At 70.0% G+C, this 17,552-nt stretch carries 17 protein-coding genes and 1 pseudogene; 4 read left to right on the plus strand and 14 right to left on the minus strand.

Going from position 1 to position 17,552, the window contains the following annotated elements:
* From ACIQPR_RS09795 to ACIQPR_RS09850, 12 genes are all read right to left on the minus strand, one after another.
* Positions 1–1,266 (minus strand): cytochrome P450, encoded by a 1,266-nt coding sequence (locus ACIQPR_RS09795; protein ID WP_403644579.1) that lies wholly within the window; start codon positions 1,264–1,266, stop codon positions 1–3.
* 315 nt (positions 1,267–1,581) lie between these two features.
* Positions 1,582–1,914 carry an SH3 domain-containing protein gene (locus ACIQPR_RS09800; protein WP_403644581.1) on the minus strand — a complete coding sequence of 111 codons (333 nt, stop codon included), beginning with the start codon at positions 1,912–1,914 and terminating at the stop codon, positions 1,582–1,584.
* 119 nt (positions 1,915–2,033) lie between these two features.
* The gene (locus tag ACIQPR_RS09805; RefSeq protein ID WP_403644584.1) at positions 2,034–2,585 is read right to left on the minus strand and encodes a hypothetical protein; all 552 of its coding nucleotides are present in this window, start codon (positions 2,583–2,585) and stop codon (positions 2,034–2,036) included.
* Positions 2,582–2,716: a hypothetical protein gene (locus ACIQPR_RS09810; protein ID WP_403644586.1), complete on the minus strand. Its 135-nt coding sequence runs from the start codon at positions 2,714–2,716 to the stop codon at positions 2,582–2,584. The genes ACIQPR_RS09805 and ACIQPR_RS09810 overlap by 4 nt, the downstream gene beginning before the upstream one ends.
* Positions 2,717–2,769: 53 nt before the next feature.
* A complete protein-coding gene (gene trpA, locus ACIQPR_RS09815) occupies positions 2,770–3,624 on the minus strand; it encodes a tryptophan synthase subunit alpha (RefSeq protein ID WP_403644588.1) in 855 nt (284 codons plus the stop codon).
* Positions 3,621–4,931, minus strand: a complete 1,311-nt coding sequence (locus ACIQPR_RS09820) for a hypothetical protein (protein ID WP_403644591.1) — start codon at positions 4,929–4,931, stop codon at positions 3,621–3,623. The genes trpA and ACIQPR_RS09820 overlap by 4 nt, the downstream gene beginning before the upstream one ends.
* 54 nt (positions 4,932–4,985) lie before the next feature.
* The gene (gene egtD, locus ACIQPR_RS09825) at positions 4,986–6,002 is read right to left on the minus strand and encodes an L-histidine N(alpha)-methyltransferase (RefSeq protein WP_403644594.1); all 1,017 of its coding nucleotides are present in this window, start codon (positions 6,000–6,002) and stop codon (positions 4,986–4,988) included.
* Positions 5,999–7,300 (minus strand): MFS transporter, encoded by a 1,302-nt coding sequence (locus ACIQPR_RS09830; RefSeq protein ID WP_403644597.1) that lies wholly within the window; start codon positions 7,298–7,300, stop codon positions 5,999–6,001. The genes egtD and ACIQPR_RS09830 overlap by 4 nt, the downstream gene beginning before the upstream one ends.
* A 464-nt stretch (positions 7,301–7,764) precedes the next feature.
* Positions 7,765–8,460 (minus strand): HAD family hydrolase, encoded by a 696-nt coding sequence (locus tag ACIQPR_RS09835; RefSeq protein WP_403644600.1) that lies wholly within the window; start codon positions 8,458–8,460, stop codon positions 7,765–7,767.
* Positions 8,457–9,626, minus strand: a complete 1,170-nt coding sequence (locus ACIQPR_RS09840) for an MFS transporter (RefSeq protein WP_403644602.1) — start codon at positions 9,624–9,626, stop codon at positions 8,457–8,459. Before ACIQPR_RS09840 ends, ACIQPR_RS09835 begins: the two co-directional genes overlap by 4 nt.
* A gap of 114 nt (positions 9,627–9,740) precedes the next feature.
* Positions 9,741–11,024 (minus strand): MFS transporter, encoded by a 1,284-nt coding sequence (locus tag ACIQPR_RS09845; RefSeq protein ID WP_403644604.1) that lies wholly within the window; start codon positions 11,022–11,024, stop codon positions 9,741–9,743.
* 296 nt (positions 11,025–11,320) lie between these two features.
* Positions 11,321–11,638: an SH3 domain-containing protein gene (locus ACIQPR_RS09850; RefSeq protein ID WP_403644606.1), complete on the minus strand. Its 318-nt coding sequence runs from the start codon at positions 11,636–11,638 to the stop codon at positions 11,321–11,323.
* Between the two features lie 693 nt (positions 11,639–12,331).
* Here ACIQPR_RS09850 and ACIQPR_RS09855 point away from each other — a divergent pair.
* The 3 genes and pseudogenes from ACIQPR_RS09855 to ACIQPR_RS09865 all read left to right on the plus strand — a co-directional run bounded on the left by ACIQPR_RS09855 (position 12,332) and on the right by ACIQPR_RS09865 (position 15,856).
* Positions 12,332–12,925, plus strand: coding sequence for a DNA-binding protein (locus ACIQPR_RS09855; RefSeq protein WP_403644608.1), 594 nt, complete (start codon positions 12,332–12,334; stop codon positions 12,923–12,925).
* A 790-nt stretch (positions 12,926–13,715) separates the two neighbouring features.
* Positions 13,716–14,243: a hypothetical protein gene (locus tag ACIQPR_RS09860; protein WP_403644611.1), complete on the plus strand. Its 528-nt coding sequence runs from the start codon at positions 13,716–13,718 to the stop codon at positions 14,241–14,243.
* Positions 14,244–14,317: 74 nt separating this feature from the next.
* A pseudogene (locus ACIQPR_RS09865) lies at positions 14,318–15,856 on the plus strand (ISKra4 family transposase).
* A 9-nt stretch (positions 15,857–15,865) separates the two neighbouring features.
* Here the strand turns inward: ACIQPR_RS09865 and ACIQPR_RS09870 are convergent.
* Positions 15,866–16,426, minus strand: coding sequence for a hypothetical protein (locus ACIQPR_RS09870; RefSeq protein WP_403644614.1), 561 nt, complete (start codon positions 16,424–16,426; stop codon positions 15,866–15,868).
* Positions 16,427–16,529: 103 nt separating this feature from the next.
* On the opposite strand from ACIQPR_RS09870, the gene ACIQPR_RS09875 reads away from it, so the two are divergent.
* Positions 16,530–17,099 (plus strand): hypothetical protein, encoded by a 570-nt coding sequence (locus ACIQPR_RS09875; RefSeq protein WP_403644617.1) that lies wholly within the window; start codon positions 16,530–16,532, stop codon positions 17,097–17,099.
* A 72-nt stretch (positions 17,100–17,171) separates the two neighbouring features.
* Here the strand turns inward: ACIQPR_RS09875 and ACIQPR_RS09880 are convergent, their stop codons facing one another.
* A complete protein-coding gene (locus ACIQPR_RS09880) occupies positions 17,172–17,396 on the minus strand; it encodes a hypothetical protein (protein ID WP_403644620.1) in 225 nt (74 codons plus the stop codon).
* Between the last annotated feature and the right edge of the window lie 156 nt (positions 17,397–17,552).

Below are 17,552 nucleotides of genomic sequence, written 5' to 3' on the forward strand. Positions count from 1 at the left end.
TCAGCTGGTCGGTGGCTGTGCGAGCCGGGCGGGGCCGAGGATGGCGGGGAGGTGTGTGTGGCCGTTGGAGATGAAGCTCTCAAGGGATTCCAGGTCCCCGGGTGCGGCCAGGCGCAGGGTGGGGAAGCGGTCGAAGAGGGCGGCGAAGGCGATGCGGCCCTCGATGCGCGCGAGTTCGGCGCCGACGCACAGGTGGGGGCCGTGGCCGAAGGCGAGGTGGTCGCGTGCGGTGTCCCGGGTGACGTCGAATGCATCGGCGTTGTGGGGGTGGCGGTCTGGGGCGCGTCCTGCGGCCATGTAGTTGATGACGAGGGCGTCGCCCGGGGCGAAGGTGAGACCGGTGGGTTCGTCGACGATCTCGTGCACGGCGAAGCGCAGGGGAACCGACGCGATCGGCGCCTGGTGACGGAGGGTCTCTTCGACGACCTGTTCCCACCGGATCTCGCCTCTCGTTGCGAGCGCGAGCTGAGCAGGGTGGGTGGCGAGGTTGGTGATGCCGTGGTCGAGGAGGTTGACGGTCGTCTCGTGTCCCGCACTGATCAGGAGGAGGAGGCTGTCGGCGAGTTCCCTTTCCGTCAGCTCGCCGCTGGCGTGCTCGTCGATGAGCAGGGAGGTGACGTCGTCTCCCGGTTCCCGGCGCTTGGTGTCGATCAGCCGCGTGATGAGGCTGTAGACGCGGGCAGGGGCGGCTTCTGCTTCCTCGGGGGGCAGGTTGGTGGCGAAGAGGGCCCCGATCACCTCGCGGAAGGGGTCGTGCAGTTCCTCGGGAACGCCGAGGACGAGGCTGGCAACCCGCAGGGGCAGGAGCCAGGCGAAGTTGGCCCGCAGGTCCACGACCTGGTCCGGACCGGCCGCCTGGAGATCGTCGAGGAGGCTGTGCGGGATGGCCTCGATCTGCGGAATCAGGGCTCGGACGCGGCGTGGGCTGAACGCTGCCTGGAGGGGCCGGCGGAGCCGGTCGTGCTCGGCGCCGTACGCGGTCAGGGCGTTGACGACGCCGACCCATGTGCTCAGTGCCCAGGTGCCGGGGATCTCGCCGTTGATGTAGGGGGGCCAGTGGCGGTGGGCGTCTTTGGAGATGCCGTGGTGGACCAGCAGGCGCTGGATCAGGCCGGGGTCGGTGACCGACCAGGCGGGAACGTCGCCGGGAAGCAGGACGCGGGTGGCCGGGCCGAGGGCACGCAGGGCGGCTGCTTCGCCCTGGAGGTCCGCGCCCTTCAGGTCGAGGCGGTAGGGGCAACCGATGGGAGCGGGCGTGGTGGTCATGCGTCACCTTCCGGGTAGGCCGAGGCGAGTGGCGGGGTGGCGGGGTGGCTGAACGAGACGGGGAGGGCTGGGTACCCGGCCAGGAACGGCCCCGGCAGGGCGGGCACGGCCGCGGGGCGATGGCGGGGGCCAGCTTGGGCAGACGATGGCCGAGGGCGGGTTCGACCGCGATGTCGCCGAAGGCCCGGGCCGTGCCGGGAGCCGGGCCAGCCGCAGGAGCCACCCGCCCGGCCGTTGGAATGGGTGGCCTCTGGGACATCGGATCGCTGGGGGCGGTCACCGTGCGGGGGTGAACTGCACGGAGGCCGACCGGTGTTAGGAGGCGAGGTACTTGCTGGCCACCCAGCCCGCACGGCCCTTGAGCTGGCCGTTGAGCACGGAGACCCGCATCCAGCCGGCGGCAGCCTTGGCCTTGCACTGCACCTCCACGCCGCTGCCCTTCAGGGTCAGACCGAGGGAGGTGTAGCCGGTTCCCGGGCCGGAGCGGAGCTTGAGGTTCGTGGTCGGATATGTCCACCAGTAGCCCGACGGGTAGATCGTCCCGCAGGCGGAGGGGCCGACGACGGTCACCTTGGCCGTGGCCGCCTCGGCGGACCCGGTGAGCGCGGGAACCATCAGTGCGGCCGCGACAGCGCCGACTGCGGCCATGCGTAGGGTCCGGGTGGCCTTCGTGTGCGTAGGGGGCATCGGGGGTTCTCCTCATGGGTGTGGGTGGGGCAGAGGCCTCGCCTGTTCGGCAGGCCCCGGACCAGGCCGTGCGGCCGTGGTCAGGCCGCCGTTGTGAGCGCGCGGGCGATCACGGCGGCGGCCAAGATCAGGGGGATGAGGGCGACGTAGGAAGCCGGTCGGTGCAGGACGGGCTTGCCGAGGGGGATCTGACGCGTGCCGGGCGCGGGAACGGCGGGCTGGAGCTGGCGCAGCTTGCGGTAGGCGATCCCGTTGGACACCAGGGAGAAGGGGGCGCCGACGATCAGGGACACGAGGCTCCACCACCCCTTCCAGAGGGTTGTGGTGGTCATGTCCCGCACCAGGGCGATGCCGCAGAGACCGCAGAACGGCCCGTCGATGTGCTGCCACCTCGCCGCGAGAATGAGGCCGCGGTGCGCTCGGATCGTGACCACCGCGGCGGGCGTCACGCCGCACTGCCTGCACGCCGGCGGCTGACCCGGCCGCGGGTAGACGGAGTACCAGGGCACTGGCGGGGAGCCGGTGTCCGGGGCCTGCGAGGTGTTCTCCGCATACCAGGCCGGCGGGGTGTAGACGGGTTTGAACTCGTCATCGGGTGCGAAGCCGGATTCGGGCTGGCCGGCGGAGGTCATGCGTGGACCTCCGCCGTCGTCTCGGGTTTCACGGTCAGGCGGCGGCGCGGCGGCTGCGCCCCGGAGGTGCTGTGCCGTACGCCGGGGGCGGCCGTGGGATGGCTCGCCGGGTGGCGGGCGATGGACTGCATGGTGCGGTGTTCCTTCCTCCTGGACCGTGGCGCGTGCCGGGGGCGGCTGCGGGTCAGGCCGCGGTGCGGCGGGCGCGGCGGGCGCGGCGGATGCCGGCGGCGAAGTCCCGGGCGGCCGTCGCCGCGGCGGTTGCGGGAGCGGTGGGCTGGGACTGCATGCGGCGGATGACGGCGGATCCGACCACCACGAGGTCGGCGAAGCACGCGACGTGTGCGGCCTGGGCGGGGGTACTGATGCCGATTCCGACCGCGACCGGTCTGCCGGTCGCGGTGCGGATGCGGTGGACCTCGTGCGGCAGGTAGGGGCTGAGCGGGCCCTGGCCGCCGGTGGGGCCGGGGGCGGCGGGCGCGTAGACCATGCCGGAGGTTGCCGCGCCGATCGCGGCCAGGTGAGCGGCGGAGGCGCCTTGCGGGACCAGGGTGATCGTGTGCACGCCCGCCGCCCGGGCCGCCTGCCGCCAGCCGTCGGCGGCGGCCTGGGGCAGGTCGGGTATGAGCACAGCCGAGCCTCCGGCGTCGGAGAACGCGTGCAGGAACGCCCGCGGCCCGTAGCGCTGGATCGGGATCCAGTAGGACATGGCCACCAGCGCGGCGGGGGTGGACGCGGTCAGCTCCGCCACGGCCGTGAAGACGTCGGGCATCCGGAAGCCGCCCGCCAGGGCCTGGGCGGCGGCCTGCCGGATCACCGGACCGTCGAGCGCCGGGTCGGTGTGCGGGATACCGATCTCCAGCACATCGGCGGCCTGGCCCATCAGATGCAGCGCGTCCAGACTGCCCGACCGCGTGGGGTAGCCGACGGGCAGGTACAGGCCCAGGGCCGCCCGGTCCTGGGCCTGGCAGGCGGCCAGCGTGTGGTCCAGGCGGGAGGCGGGCCACAGCGCCGTGGCGCCCTGATGGCGGGCGCTCACGAGGAGGCCCCGCTGTAGAGTCCAGCGGCCTCGATCGAGCGGATGGCCTTGTAGTCCTGGTCGATCGAGCGGAGGTCCTGGGCGGCGAGCATCAGCCGTCCGGGAGAGGTCAGCAGGTCCGTGGTGCGCTGCACGGCCGTGCCCGGGACCAGGGCGCCGACGTACCCCCGCACCGTCGGCAGGGTCAGCAGGGTGCGCAGCAGGTTCTCGTCGAGGGTGCCGTCGTGCGGCGCGATCAGTGACACCTTGGAGACGCAGGAGCGCGGACGGTCGGGCGCCAGGTGGGCGGGCGCGCTGGCGACGACCGCGTGGACGGCGTCGCGGATGTGGTCGCTGCCGGTCGCCTCCCGCATGGCCGCAGGGTCGTAGGAGCCCTCGGGGCGGGCTCCGCTCTCGATGAGTACGGGTCCTCGCCGGGGCACGTACATCAGCTCGGTGTGGGCCGGGCCGTGGACGATGCCCAGCGCGTCGAGGCAGCGCACGGTGTACTCCGCGAGGATGCGCGGGATCAGCCGCGTGCGGTTGAGCAGGTCGAGGCGGTCGTAGACGTGGGAGTCGCCGGTACGGCGGTCGGCCCAGAATTCGGTGACCGTGTGCCGGGGTGTGCCGCCGAGGTCGGGGGCGGAGACGCTGTTGACGACGTACTGCGAGCCCTGGAGCCGCTCCTGGATGACGAGGTGGTCGTTGCTGCCGCCCATCGCGTTGGGTACTTCGTACAGCCGCGTCCAGGCCGCCCGGATCTCCTCGGGGCTGGAGCAGAAGATCACGCCGTCGGACCCGGCGGAGTCGCCCGGTTTGAGGACGACGTCCGGGGTGTCGAGCGTGTGCGCCCAGGACAGGGCGTCCTGGAGGCGGTCGGTGGACAGGCTGCGGGGAGCGTCGATGCCCGCGATGGTCAGCGAGGCTGCCATGGCCCCCTTGTCACGGCGGCGTCCTGTTGTCCGCGGGTCGTTGCCGGGCAGGCCCAGGTGGTGCGCCAGCTGTTCGGCCAGGGGCACGCCGATTTCCGTCCCGGCGACGACGGCGTTCACCCGCAGCTCGCGCAGAGCCCGCACGGTCGCGCCGACGTCCTCCTGGTGCAGGACGACGCTGTGGTAGCCGGCCGGGTCGAGGTGGCCCCGGAACAGGGCGGGCAGCGCCTCGTCCGTGGGGGTGACGGCGACGCAGTCCCATCCCCGGAGGGCGAACTCGGCCTGGTAGTGCCGGCCCGTCCCGTACGGGGCGACCACCGCGGCGCGTGCGGTGCGTGCGGGGGAAGGGGTGGTGCCGGTCGGGGTTCCGGGAAGGCTGATCGAGTCGGTGGGCATCGGGCTGCTCCAAATCTGCTCAACGCATGGGAAAAGGGGGGTGGGCGGTCGGTGTCAGCTGACGCAGGCCGTGCTGCGGCCGGCCGGCGGCCGGTCAGCCCCGGGCCGTCGGGGGACGGCGAGCGCGAGGCCGTACTCCTGGCCCGGTCCGGTGAACCAGTGCGCCAACTCCAGTCCGGCGGCGGCCAGTTCAGCGGCGAGGCCTTCGCGCCGGAACTTGGCCGAGATCTCGGTGCACAGGTCCTCGCCCGCCGAGAAGTCGACGGCCAGATCGAGAGCGCGGATCTTGACCGTCTGATCGACGAGGGATCGCAGCCGCATCTCGATCCACTCGTGAGCGGTGTCGAAGAGCGCCACGTGCTCGAACGCGTCGGGGTCGAAATCGGCGTCCAGCCTGCTGTTGATCACCCGGAGCACGTTCTTGTTGAAATCTGAAGTGAGCCCTGCGGGGTCGTCGTACGCCGCGACCAGGGCCGCTTCGTCCTTGACGAGGTCGGCGCCGAGCAGCAGGGCGTCGCCGGGGGAGAGCAAGGCGCTCAGGCAGGACAGGAACGCGGCGCGCTCGGCGGGAAGGAAATTCCCGATCGTGCTGCCGAGGAACGCCAGCAGCTTCGGTCCGGGGGTGTCGGGCAGGGCCAGGACGCTGGTGAAGTCGGCGACCAGGGCATGCACGGTGAGCCCCGGGCGCTCGACGATCAGCGCCTGCCCGGCCTGGCGCAGGGCGCTCTCGCAGACGTCGACCGGCACATAGGCGTGCAGGCCGGTGAGCGCGTCCAGCAGGTGCCGCGTCTTGGCGGAGTACGCGCCGGATCCCAGCTCGATGAGGGTGCGGGCGCCGGTCCGTAGGGCGATGGCCTCGGCGTGCTGCCGGAGCAGGCCCAGTTCCGCCCGCCACACGGGGTACTCCGGGATCTGCGTGATCGCTTCGAAGATCTCGCTGCCGCGCGCGTCGTAGAACCACGTCGGCGGCAGCGTTTTCGGTGTGCTGGTGAGGCCGTGCAGGACATCGCCGCGCAGGGCGGCGGCCGTCGCGTCGGCGGGCAGGGTGCGGGTGAGACGGAAGGCGTTCACGAAAGGCTCCCTCGGTGCTCGATCGGGTGGGTCAGGGGCGGCGGCTTGCTGCCGACGGTGGGGCGGCGGGTGCTGAGGAGGATGAGGGCCGCGCTCGCGGCGCCGAGCGGGAGCAGCGCCAGGGTCGGGGCCAGGCCTGCGGCGGCGGCGCCCCCCGCGCATCCCATGTCCAGCGCGGCCACCAGCAGCGCGTGCGCCTCGGTCGTGGTCCCGGGCGGGGCGAGATGCCCGGTCACCAGGAACGCGGAAGCGAGCAGCGGCGCCATCACCAGACCGGGCAGGGCGGTGGCGGCCAGCGCGGTGGCAGGGGTGCCCGCCCAGACGATGGGAAGCCACCCCGCGGCGGAGGCGACAGCCAGGACGCTCACGTGCCTGCTCGCCGTGCCGGGCCAGGGGCGGGACCCATAGGCCAGCCCGCCGACGACGGCGCTGGCCGACAGCACCGCCGGGAGCGCCCCCGACAGCCACGGCGCGCCGAACGCGGCTCCACGGTCCACCGAGAGAGGCGTGAGCGCGCCGATCGGGATACCGGCTCCCACCATGGCCAGGTACAGCGCCCGCAGCCGGGGGGAGCGCACCGGACCGAGCCAGTCCGCCCGGCGCTGCTCCGTGCTCCACGACCGCGACGGCGCAGCCGTGACAACCAGTGCAGTACCGGCCATGCCCAGGGCAGCTGTCGTCAGCAGGGCGGCGGACGGGGAGAGCGTCATGGAGATCCCCGCTACAAGGAGAGGACCCAGCACGTAGATCACTTCTTGACTTGCCGCGTCGAGGGCCAGCACGGTCCGCTGGTGCTCGCGGGTCGGCATGCCGTGCGCCGTCCCGAACAGAGCCCGCAGTCCGGACTCCAGCGGCGGCTTGGCCGCCCCGGCGACCGCAACCCCCGCAAGAACCCAGGGCCAGGGCAGTTGGCGGGGCCCCTCGGCCACGACGACGAGAGCTGCTCCGCTCACCATGGCGGCCGTGGCGAACGGGCGCGGCTGTCCGAACCGGTCGACCAGACGGCCGATCAACGGGCCGCCGGCCGCGCTGCCCAGCAGATACACCGCGGCCAGCGTCGCGCTGACCACCGCACCAGACCGGTCGGAGCTGACCAGCACGATCGCGAGCGGTGCCATCGCGTTGGGCATTCGCCCGATGAGCGTCCCCGCCAGCAGACGCGCCGCGCAGGGCACCCGCAGGACATCGCGGTAGCCGACAGGTACCAGGCACTTCGGCGGCTGATCCGTGGAACCGAGGACGGCCACAATGGGGTCGGACGGGGCGCCGGCGACCGGCCGTGAAGTGGGCTGCTGCACAGGTGAACTCCCGAGCGGGCCAAGACGAGGGAATGGTGGTCCGGTGGATCCGGACGGAACGGAAACGGTGAGATGGGGACCCGGCCCGGGTCGGCAGGGCGGTCTGGGGTGCCTGTGGCCAGCCCGGGCCGGGAGCAGAGGGGGCTGCCGATGGGCCCTTAGAAGGATTGATGTCAGGTGAGAAGAGACGCCTGTTTCCGTGCGCGGGCCCGGCGAAGGAACAGGCCGAGCGGTAGACACGCCGCGGCGTCCTGGGCGCCACAGGGCAAGGTGGATAGGCCCACTCCCGGGTGTGGATGGGGGTGGCGGCGCGCCGCTCGGTGGGGGGCGATCACCGAGGAGTGCCACGTGCTCGTCACGGCACGGGAGCCGGGGTGCAGGGCGGTCATGGTGATGGTCGGTCTCTGATTCGGTGATCGGGATGCGGCGGGCGCCGGGCTCGCGGGAGGGCGTCGTGAGGGGGGTCATGCGCTCGTAGTGAGGGCGGCTGCCGTGTGTGTGACGGTGGGAGGCCGGGGAAGTCGGCGGGCGAGTGAGGCCGGGTCGCCGGTGTAGTGCAGGGCCTGCAGGCCGAGTTGCTCGGCGGCTTCGACGTTGTCCAGCCGGTCGTCGACGAACAGGGTTTTCGAGGGGTCGGGCATTCCGGCGGCCTTGAGCGCTGCCTCGTAAGCCCGCTTGTGGGGTTTGTTCACTCCGATGCGGGCGGAGTAGACGGTCTGGCTGAACAAGGTGGCGCACCATTCGGCGTCGTCGAGGGTGTTGGCCAGCGGTTTGGGTGCGTTGGACAGGAGTACGAGACGCAGCCCGGTGGCGTGGGCTGTGTGCAGGAGGTCCAGCACGGCGGGGTCCGTGGCGGTCCACATGTTGGTGTCGGCGTGGCCGAGGGCGGCCAGGAGGGTGCTGCCCACAGGCGCGGTGCGTCCGCTGCGCAGCAGTCCGTTCCAGAACGCCTGGGTCTCGGTGACGCCTTGGTCGTAGAGTTCCCGCCGGTGCCAGAACGCCTGTTGGAAGGCGTGGGTCTCGTGGGGGCGCCATCCCGCGAGTTCGGCGAGCCGGGTCCACTGGGCCGGGCCGGGCTGGCGGCCGATGACCCCGTTGTAGTCGAGGATCACGGCCTCGAGGCCGGCATCGCTGGGGGTGGTGGGCTGGGAAGAGATCAACGGGACTCCAAGGCTCGGTGGGCGACGACAGCGACGGTCGAGGTCAGGACGACGAGCAGGGCCAGCGCTGTGGTCAGGCTGGTGAGCGAGGCGATCGCCCCGATGGCGGCCGGTCCGGCAAGCAGGCCGAGGTAGCCGATGGTGGCGACGGTGCCCACCGCGCGTGGTCCTCCCCGTCCGGCGGCTGTGATGAGGGTCGGCATGGCTGTGGACAGGCCGGCTCCGAGGGCCATCCAGCCGAGCAGGGCGGCCGGGGCGCTGCTGGCGATCAGTGCAGCGCCGAGTCCGGCGGCGGCCAGGGTGGCGCCGGCGCGTACCAGGGCGGGTGCTCCGTAGCGGCCGGTCAGCCGGTCACCGGCGAGCCGGCCCGCGGCCATGGCGGCGCTGTAGAGGGCGTAGGCGGCTGCCGCAGTTGCCTCGGAGCTGTGGAGGGAGTGCAAGTGAACTGCCGACCAGTCGGCGGCGGCACCCTCGGACAGCAGGCACGCAGCGGCCAGGGCACCGAGCAGCCACACCGAGGCGTGGAAGGTCTGCGCCGACTTTTCCTCGTCCGGAACCGCTTCGGGACGCTCGGGTGCGTGGTCGAGAGAGGTTGCCGTTCGTACGGCTGGAACTGCGGTGAAAGCGGCGAGCACCGTGAGGGCACCCACCATCGTGAACAGCACCTCGTGGGACATCCAGGTGGTCACGGCTGCGAGCGCGGCCCCGCACAGAGCACCGATCGAGTAGGCGGCGTGCAGCCCGGACATGATCGACCGCTGGAAGGCGATTTCGCAATGAACGGAAGAGACGTTGCAGCCGACGTCAAGCAGCCCGTGTGCGAGGCCGAAGAAGACGGCCGCCGCGATCAGAGTCGGCAGCGTGCGGCACTGGCCGAGGAGGGCCAGGGCGAGGCCGAAGACGACGGCGGGGACGACCAGCAGTCGGGAGGGACCGTGCCGGTCGGCCAGGTGCCCGCCGAGCTGGAGTCCGGCGACCACGCCTGTAGCGGCGCCGAGAAGAACGAGCGACAGATGGCCCGTCCCAAGGTTGGCCACCCTCTGCACTGAGGGCATCCTCGTGCCCCACACCGCCATGACGAGGCCCATCACGGCGAAGACACCGAGCAGCAGTCGTCGGTCGCGTGTCGGCGGTGCGGACTGCGCGGTCAGAGCGATCGCGGTCATCGACTTGCCCCCGCCGCGGGCTGGGCAGTCGCAAGGGCGAGCCAAGGCTGCGGTGATGCCCACGAGTTGGGCCACGAGGTGCTGTGTCTCATGATCGGTTCTCCGGTTCGGCGGTCAGGAAACGGCATGGACGGCGGTCGCACGGGCGGCCGTGCGGCGATGGGTGAGCCCAGCGAGCGGCAGGCACAGGGCTGCGCCCACGGCGCCGGCGGCAAGGGTGGTGAGTGCGGCGAGTACCCCGCCGCCCGAGGCCAGGGAAGCGGCCGCGAGAACCGGGGCGATGATCACGGCGACAGCGAGTGTGGCTCCCCAGATGCCTGCGTACAGACCGCGGGCGGACTCGGGCGAGATCTTGTTGAGGACGTCGGATGCGGCGATGAAGAAGGCGATCTCGCCGGGGACGGCGGCGGCGACGGCGAGGCTGTAGCCGAGAGTGCTGTCGGCGAGGCCGGCGCTGCCCATACCCGCGCCCAGGACGAGCGAGCTTGCCGCGAGGGTGCCGGTCATGGGCCGTTGTCCGCAGCAACGGCGGCTGAGCCACGGTGTGAGCAGGGGCGTGAGGGCGATCACTGTTCCGGCGTTGGCGACCTGAGTCCATCCGTAGGCACTGGCGGCCAGGCCGTCGTCCTCCATGAGCATCGGAAGCGCGGTGAACATCCCGGCGGCACATGTCAGAGCGAAGACGCTGGCCGCCCACAGCAGCCAAAGCCGCGCATCGCGGGTCACGGCCCGCACGGGCATGCGGCTGGAGGGTGTGGTGGCGAGGGGGGTGTCGGCCGGCAGACGGCGGTGTGCGATGAGGGCGCATGCCGCGCACGCGGCGGCGTTGATCCAGAACAGGATCTGGAAGCCGAAGTGCGCGGCCAGGAAGCCGCCCACCGCTCCCGTGAGGGCCGCGCCGATGTTCACGGCACCGTGACGCCATCCGTTGACCGCGGCGCGCTGCGCGTCGTCGGTGATGAGGTCGGCGATGAGGGCCGACACGACCGGGCGCGCCGCGTCGAAGACTATGCCCGCGATGAGGGACCCGGTGCACACTGCGGCGAAGTCGTGCGCCAGCGCCAGCAGCGGCAGGAGGACGGCGGTGGCCACCATCGCCGTGACGAGGGTCCGGCGTCGGCCGAGGCGGTCGGCAGCCCATCCGGTCAGCAGCTGGCCGAGGAGCCAGCCGACGCCGAAGACGGCGAGGACCTGGCCGACGGTCTCGGTGGTATAGCCCAGGTTCCTGAGGTGGTAACTGAGGAACGGGTAGGCGAAGCCGAAGCTGCGTGCCACGAGCGTGGTGAGGAGCAGAGCCCAGATTGCGGGCGGCCATGGGCGTGTGGTGGGTTGTTTAGGAACCTTGGCGGCCACAGGCAGGGTGGTGGCAGACACAGACGCTCCAGGAAAGTGGGACACAAGACGGTTCAGGCGAGGCGGCCGGCACCGACTGGTTCGGGGCCCGGACTGGATGTGTGTGGGCGTCGTCGTTGCGGACGACGCCCCGCTGAGCAGCTGGCCCGCGCCCGCGCCGGAAGGGCACAGGGGCATCGCCTCTGTGTCGTCTCTCTCGGAGCGTTGTCCCTAGCAGGCGCCGCAGCAGCCGGCTGACCTGTGGCTTCCGGGATCGGTGTCGGATCCGACACCGATCCGCCACCGGAAACGGAATCTCGACACAGCAAACGGGATCCCACAGAAGGCGAGGGGCCGGTCTGTCAGCCGGCCAGCTGGTAAAGGCCGTCGTCGCGCACCCAGCCCTTGGTGCCCTTGGGGATGCCGGACTTGGAGCGCTGGTTGAGCTGGCTGTAGTCCCAGGCGCCGCGGCTGCACAGCACGGTCAGCTTGTCCCCCCGGTACACGTAGCCGCGGCTGGCGTACGCAGTGGACGGGCCGGTGCGGAGGTTCCAGCCGTTCTTGGCAACGGTGGCGGCGAAGTTCGACCAGTTGACGGTGCACTTGCTGTTCTCGCCAGCGGCGTGCGCGGCCGGGGCGGTGGTCGCGGCCAGGCCGACGGTCACCGACAGGGCAAGCATGGCCGTGACGGCAAGCCAAGCGGGAGCACGAAGTCTCATGGGATCCCTCGAATTCATGGAGTGGGGACATGGGTGGCGGGGCGAGAGGCCCCGCCGGGCGCACGGGTCGCTGTCAGTGCGGGACGGTGTCATGGCTGTCCGAGGCGCCGGCAGTTCTATGCGGCCTTCCTCCGGCGTGTGACCGAGGCATGAGTTGTGGTCATCGCATCGCGCCGCAAGGCAATGGATGCAGCGGCGGTGGCTCCGACCTGAATGGCCTCCACGGGAATCAGGCGAAGCGAGTCTGCGTGAGACGCGGCAGTGGAGACTCGCACTCGACTCGCCGAGGAGGCATGAACGGCCGCAACCACACCGCAATCAGCAGAAGAGTCGCGCCCGAACATGTCGCCCGCCTTGCATGGAGTGGACCGAGTGCCTATCGAGATCCATTTAAACACTACTCTCAATGCCATTCAATAGGCAGTCGATTGCTACTCGATGGGCGCCGCTGTGCGGGGCATCTGCAGTACTGGCTGTGACGGCGAGGCCGACCTGGACTTCTTCGCCAAGGTGCGCCTCTTCTGGTGCCTGTCCTCGGTCCGAGGGGTGCGGAGGCTGCCGCGCCCGGGATCCGTCGTGCGTCTACGCGGCGACGGCTCAGGGCAATGTGGCTACTCGCCCGTGGGTCGCGCCGAGCGTGCCTATGATCGAGGCATGCCGTCGCCCCTTCCCACGTCTCTTGCTGTGTCCGACGCCATCACCCACTACCGCCAGCTGCGCGAGCTGACCATCGACGAACTGGCGTATGTGCTCCGGATGCTCGATCACCCGGTCTCGGCCGATGTCCTCGCGGAGATGGAGCGATGCGCTCGCCCCGTGACCGTCGACGACCTCGTCGCGATCTCCTATGCGCTCGACACGACCCCCGCGGTGCTGCTGTCGCACATTCCCATCGACATGCCGGAACCCGAGGGGCCCCTGGCTACCGGGCTCCCCGGCGACGTTGACCAGTCCGAGCTCCGCGCCTGGCTTGAGGGGAAGACCACGCTCGACCGTGCGTCGCGGGTGAGCTGGTGGAAAGAGCGGGTCGCCCGCCTCAGGGTCCGGTCGGCGCACAACGAGGAGCAGCTGCAGGGTGCGTATGCGGAGCTGCGCGAGCTGGGTGACCTGGCGCTCCAGGAGGCGGACGCCCCGCCGGTGCAGCGTCTTCAGTGGCGCATTCAGGACGGCGAGCACGCGCTCAATCAGTCCGAAGTCGCACTGGCACTGACTGAGCATCGACTCGACAACCTCCGGGAAGAGGCCTGACGGGCTGAGTTCTGGCCAGTCGAAGTCGCCTATCCATAGGTGACTTCGACTGGCTCTCTGTGGTTAGGTGGTACATCTGGTACGTCAATCTGAAGCACTGGTAGTGCTCTTGTGAATGCACTTCATAAGTGCTGATGTGCGAGAAGCTGGCTCGGAAGTCGGCCAGGTGGTCCTCAAGGGGGCCAGCTTCGGGTCCCGGGTGTGGTCGGGATCCAGGTCTCGGGGATGCAGCGTGAAACTGTGGAGCTGAGACGCTGGTTCCTGTGAAGAGGGCATCACCTGAACACGCATGACTGAACGAGAGGAAGCGGGGGGCGATCATGACTGAGGAACAACCTCAGTTACCCGAGAAGCCGACACGGGGCCATGCACCAGCTTCACCGGACGTGCCGCCACGACCGCAGGTTTCGCACGTTGTCACGGCCGAGCAGCGGGGCGCTGGGCTCCGGCAGGTGCATCACCGTGAGCCGGCGATGTCCGAGCATCAGGCCGCTGTTCATGCTCGACGGCTTCGGGACCATGGGCTCCGTCAGAGGCACCCGCTACGCCCCCGTCGGGGCGGGCGTGGTACTCCTGGCGCCGCTGTCGGCCGTGATGCTGGCTGCTGCGGTCCTCATCCGGCTGTCGCCGTGTCAGATTCCGCCGACTCCACCAGCCCAGCCTCCACAGAGCTGACCCAAACCGACTTGGGTGCGGTTCCTTTCGAGGGATAGCTGAGCTGGGAAGACGCTGATTGACGTGTGGGCGGTGCCGTCGTACTTCTACCGTGTCGAGGTGGAGGTGGGGCGCCATGGTGTCGTTGCCGGAAGAACTCCAGGCGCGGGAGGCTGCGGCTCGACAGCGAGTCGAAAACCTGCAGGCCGAGGCTGCGGAGTTGGCCGTACGACTGGAGGAGGCACGGGCTGATCTGTCGCGGTGGGAGATCACGCGGGAGACCGTCGCGCAGGTACTGGCGGAGTTGTCGGCCGCGGAGCAAGCACCGGAGGCAGGGGTGCGCGATGCGCCGGAGCCCCGGGAAGCGCCGGCGCCTCACGGCATCGGGGTGATGGCGGTGCCGCCGTGGCGGGAGGGTCTGGTCGTTCAGGTGCTGCCGGATGTGTACCGGGACATCGTGGAGATCGTTGCTGATGCTCCAGGTCCGTTGCGGGCCAAGCAGATCGTGCCGCGGATCGGGCTGGAGGCCACCACGGCGAAGATCGAGGGGACCCGGGGGAAGCTGAAGCGTCTGGTCGAGCGGGGCTGGCTGGACGAGGAGGCGCCGGGACGGTTCACCCTCGCCCGCCACGAGGGGGACGCCGACCACGTCAACTCCCGGTGACCAAGGGGCTCTTCTCCGTAGATTCGAAGGTGCCAACCGAACGAACCGCAAGAAGACCCGAAGAAGAGCCCCAGATGGAACCCTATGACGCCTTATCCCAGCCTGATGGGTATGCCGCCTCCCGTGGTGCCTTCGAACGCCTCGTCTCGACGCTGGCCGGCGCCCCAGCGCGGGGGATGGCCCACGACGAGCTGGAGGAACTGCTCGAACAGCAAGGACGGGAGCTGCTGCGGCAGTTGATGCAGGATCACCTCGACCTGCGGGCGAGGACGGAAGACGCGGCGGCCCGCATCAACGCAGGGCAGCCGGCGGTGCACGGGCCGGAAGGACAGGCGCGGACCTAGCGGGAGAGTAACCACCCCCGCTGGCTGACCTGCGTGTTCGGACCGGTGCGGGTGAACAGGATCGCCTATCGCGGCCGGGGCCTGTCCAACGTGCACCCGGCCGACGAAGCGTTATCGCTGACTGCCGGCCGGCACTCCCGCGGCCTGGCCCGGCTCGCGGTCCTGGAGGCGGTTCGCGGCTCGTTCGACCAGGCCCAGGCCGCGGTCGAACGACGCTGCGGAAGAGTGCTGGGCAAGCGTCGTCTCGAAGAGCTGGTGGTCGCCGCGGCCGTCGACATCTCCGCCTACTACGCGGTGAAGATCCCCACGCCCTGCACCCGCGAGATGCCGCTGGTCATCCAGGTCGACGGCAAGAGCGTGGTGATGCGCCCCGAAGCCCTGCGCGAGGCCACCCGCCGGGCCGCGGCCAAGAGCGCGGCGGCCGGACGGCGCGGGCGGCTGGCCCCGGGTGAGAAACCCAACCGCAAGCGCATGGCCACGGTGGCCTGTGTCTTCGACACCGCCCCGGCTCCGCGTCGGCCGCACGACATCGTGCATCCGCCCGGCGGCCGCAGCGAGAACCGGCCCGCAAGGCCGGGCCCGAGAGCACAGCACAAATGGTGCACCGCCTCAGTGATCCATCTCCCAGAACGCGTCGTCGCCGACGCCTTCGACCAGGCCGAGGCCCGCGACCCGCAGCATCTGCGGGACTGGATCGTCCTCGTCGACGGCGCCCGCCACCAACTCGACCTCATCCAAGCCGAAGCCGCCCGCCGCGGCATCCGCCTCAACGTCCTGCTCGACTTCGTCCATGTCGCCGAGTACTGCTGGACAGTCGCACACGCCTTCCACCCGCCCGGCAGCCGCGAGGCCGAGACCTGGGCCGTGGACAAACTCACCGCGATCCTCGCCGGACACGCCGACCGCGCCGCCATCGAGATGACCGCCCAGGCCGCAGCCGAACAGCTTCCCGCCACCCGCCGCGAAGCCGTCACCACCTGCCACCGCTACCTCGCCGGCCACCTCGATCAGCTCCACTACGGCATCGCCCTCGCCGCCAGCTGGCCGATCGCCACCGGCGCCGTCGAAGGCACCTGCCGCCACCTGATCGCCGACCGCCTCGACATCACCGGCGCCCGCTGGGGCCTCGACGGCGCCGAAGCCGTCCTCCAACTCCGCGCCCTGACCACGAACGGAGACTTCGACAACTACTGGACCTTCCACACGGCCCGCGAACACCAACGCCTCTACCCCAGCCCCGGCCAGCACAATTACAGCCTCACCGCTTGATCCCGACAGTCACTTCAGAGGGAGACCGATGGTGCCGGCGAACTCGTGCGTGAAGACGGACATTACGTCGTCAGTTCCGAGGTAGAAACGTCCGTCTGGTGGCCACTGCGCTGGACGGCCCGCGACAAGCCACGCTGTGGCAGCAGGTGCACGAAGCTCGACAGCGACCGGGAGTCGGAGTCCGTAGTCACCCTCGGACCAGAGGATATCGGCGCCCACGAGCGGGACCCCGATGAGCCCTGACCAGGAAGGATGGTCAGTTACAGCCACGGCTGGCGTCCCTCCGGGCTGTCCGATCATGGTCAATTGGCTGGACATGGGCTCTTGGAAGATCTCCAGGCCGTAGTAGTCGAAACTGTTGCCCCACACTGCCGAGTATCGCGCGCCGTTCTCGGCGAACAGGCCGACGCCCATCGTGGGCTGGTGCCACACGCCGAAATCCCACTCCTCGACCTCGGTGCCATCGCCACCACTGGCCAGCGGGTAGTAGGTCACTCCTACAACGCGCGTACCGCGCAGACTTTCGACAGTTCTCTCATATTCATCCACCGTGAGCTCGGGCGACCGCATCGCACCATTGTCGTGGACCTTCACCCGCCCAGGCATCCGAGATTGTTCCCTCCAAAGGATCCACACCCAACCGACTTGTCGGAACGAAGGAAGGAAGAACACCATGATTTCCACCAGGACCGCACGTGCGACGCGGACCAGGATCACCGTGTCCGCCGCGGCCCTGGCCGCAGGTGCTCAAATGCTCACTGCCTGCAGCGGGAGCAGCGGTACTGCTTCCTCACAGAGCCCCAGTAGAAGCCAGGCCTCCAGCTTCGACGGTGCCTACATCTCCATCACCGAGGGAGCGCGCGACGGCATCGCCGCCATCGACGGCCACAAGATCACTTATATCAACGTCACCGCTGGCGACCAGCAGTGCCAGCTGACCACGAAGGTTCTCGGCGACATCAAGCACGGCTCGATCGTCGAGGACGGCAAGACCGACAAGGGCCAGTACCAGGTTCTCTCTGCCGGCACGATCAACGACAGCCGGACCAGTGTGCTCTGGGACGACGTCAACGGCTCCGACCAGACAGGCACTGACCCGGGATCCGGCTCGATCTCGATGTCGAACAGCATGATGACGCTCGGGTACAGCTTCGCCTACTCGATCGACCAGGTCCAGCTCATCCCGGCCGACAGCGACCAGGCGAAGGCATTGATGGCCAAGGACTGCAATCAGCACAGCTGATTGCCGCACCACTCAGGCAGCGCAGAACCCCGTAGACATGATGTCCACGGGGTTCTGTCCTTTCTCTGATGCCTACTCCTGGAGCTGGTGCGCCCGGTAGTCCTCAATCGTCTCCGGTGGCCGGCCGTACTTCGGCGCGTGCTGTTCGACGAAATCCAGCTCAGTCCACGCTGACGGCTGCCGGATCCTCGACCAGGCGACCGCGACGAACACCGTGGCGCTGATGGCGGTGTTGAGCAGGCACCACTCAGCCAGCAATGCCATCAGCACAACAGGCAGACCGTTCTTGATCGTCATGGTGACCAGAACGACCAAGCCTGCGCTGTTGGCCAAGTAACCCCTCGATCGTGCTGGACAGGTGCGACAGAGCCCGCGGCTCGTCGCGATGGGGCACAGCGCGCATCATCTTGCCGACGATCACCACCGTGGCCACGGCGGTCGCAGTGCTCAATG

The organism is Streptomyces sp. NPDC091280 (assembly GCF_044768565.1).
Taxonomy (GTDB): Bacteria; Actinomycetota; Actinomycetes; order Streptomycetales; family Streptomycetaceae; genus Streptomyces.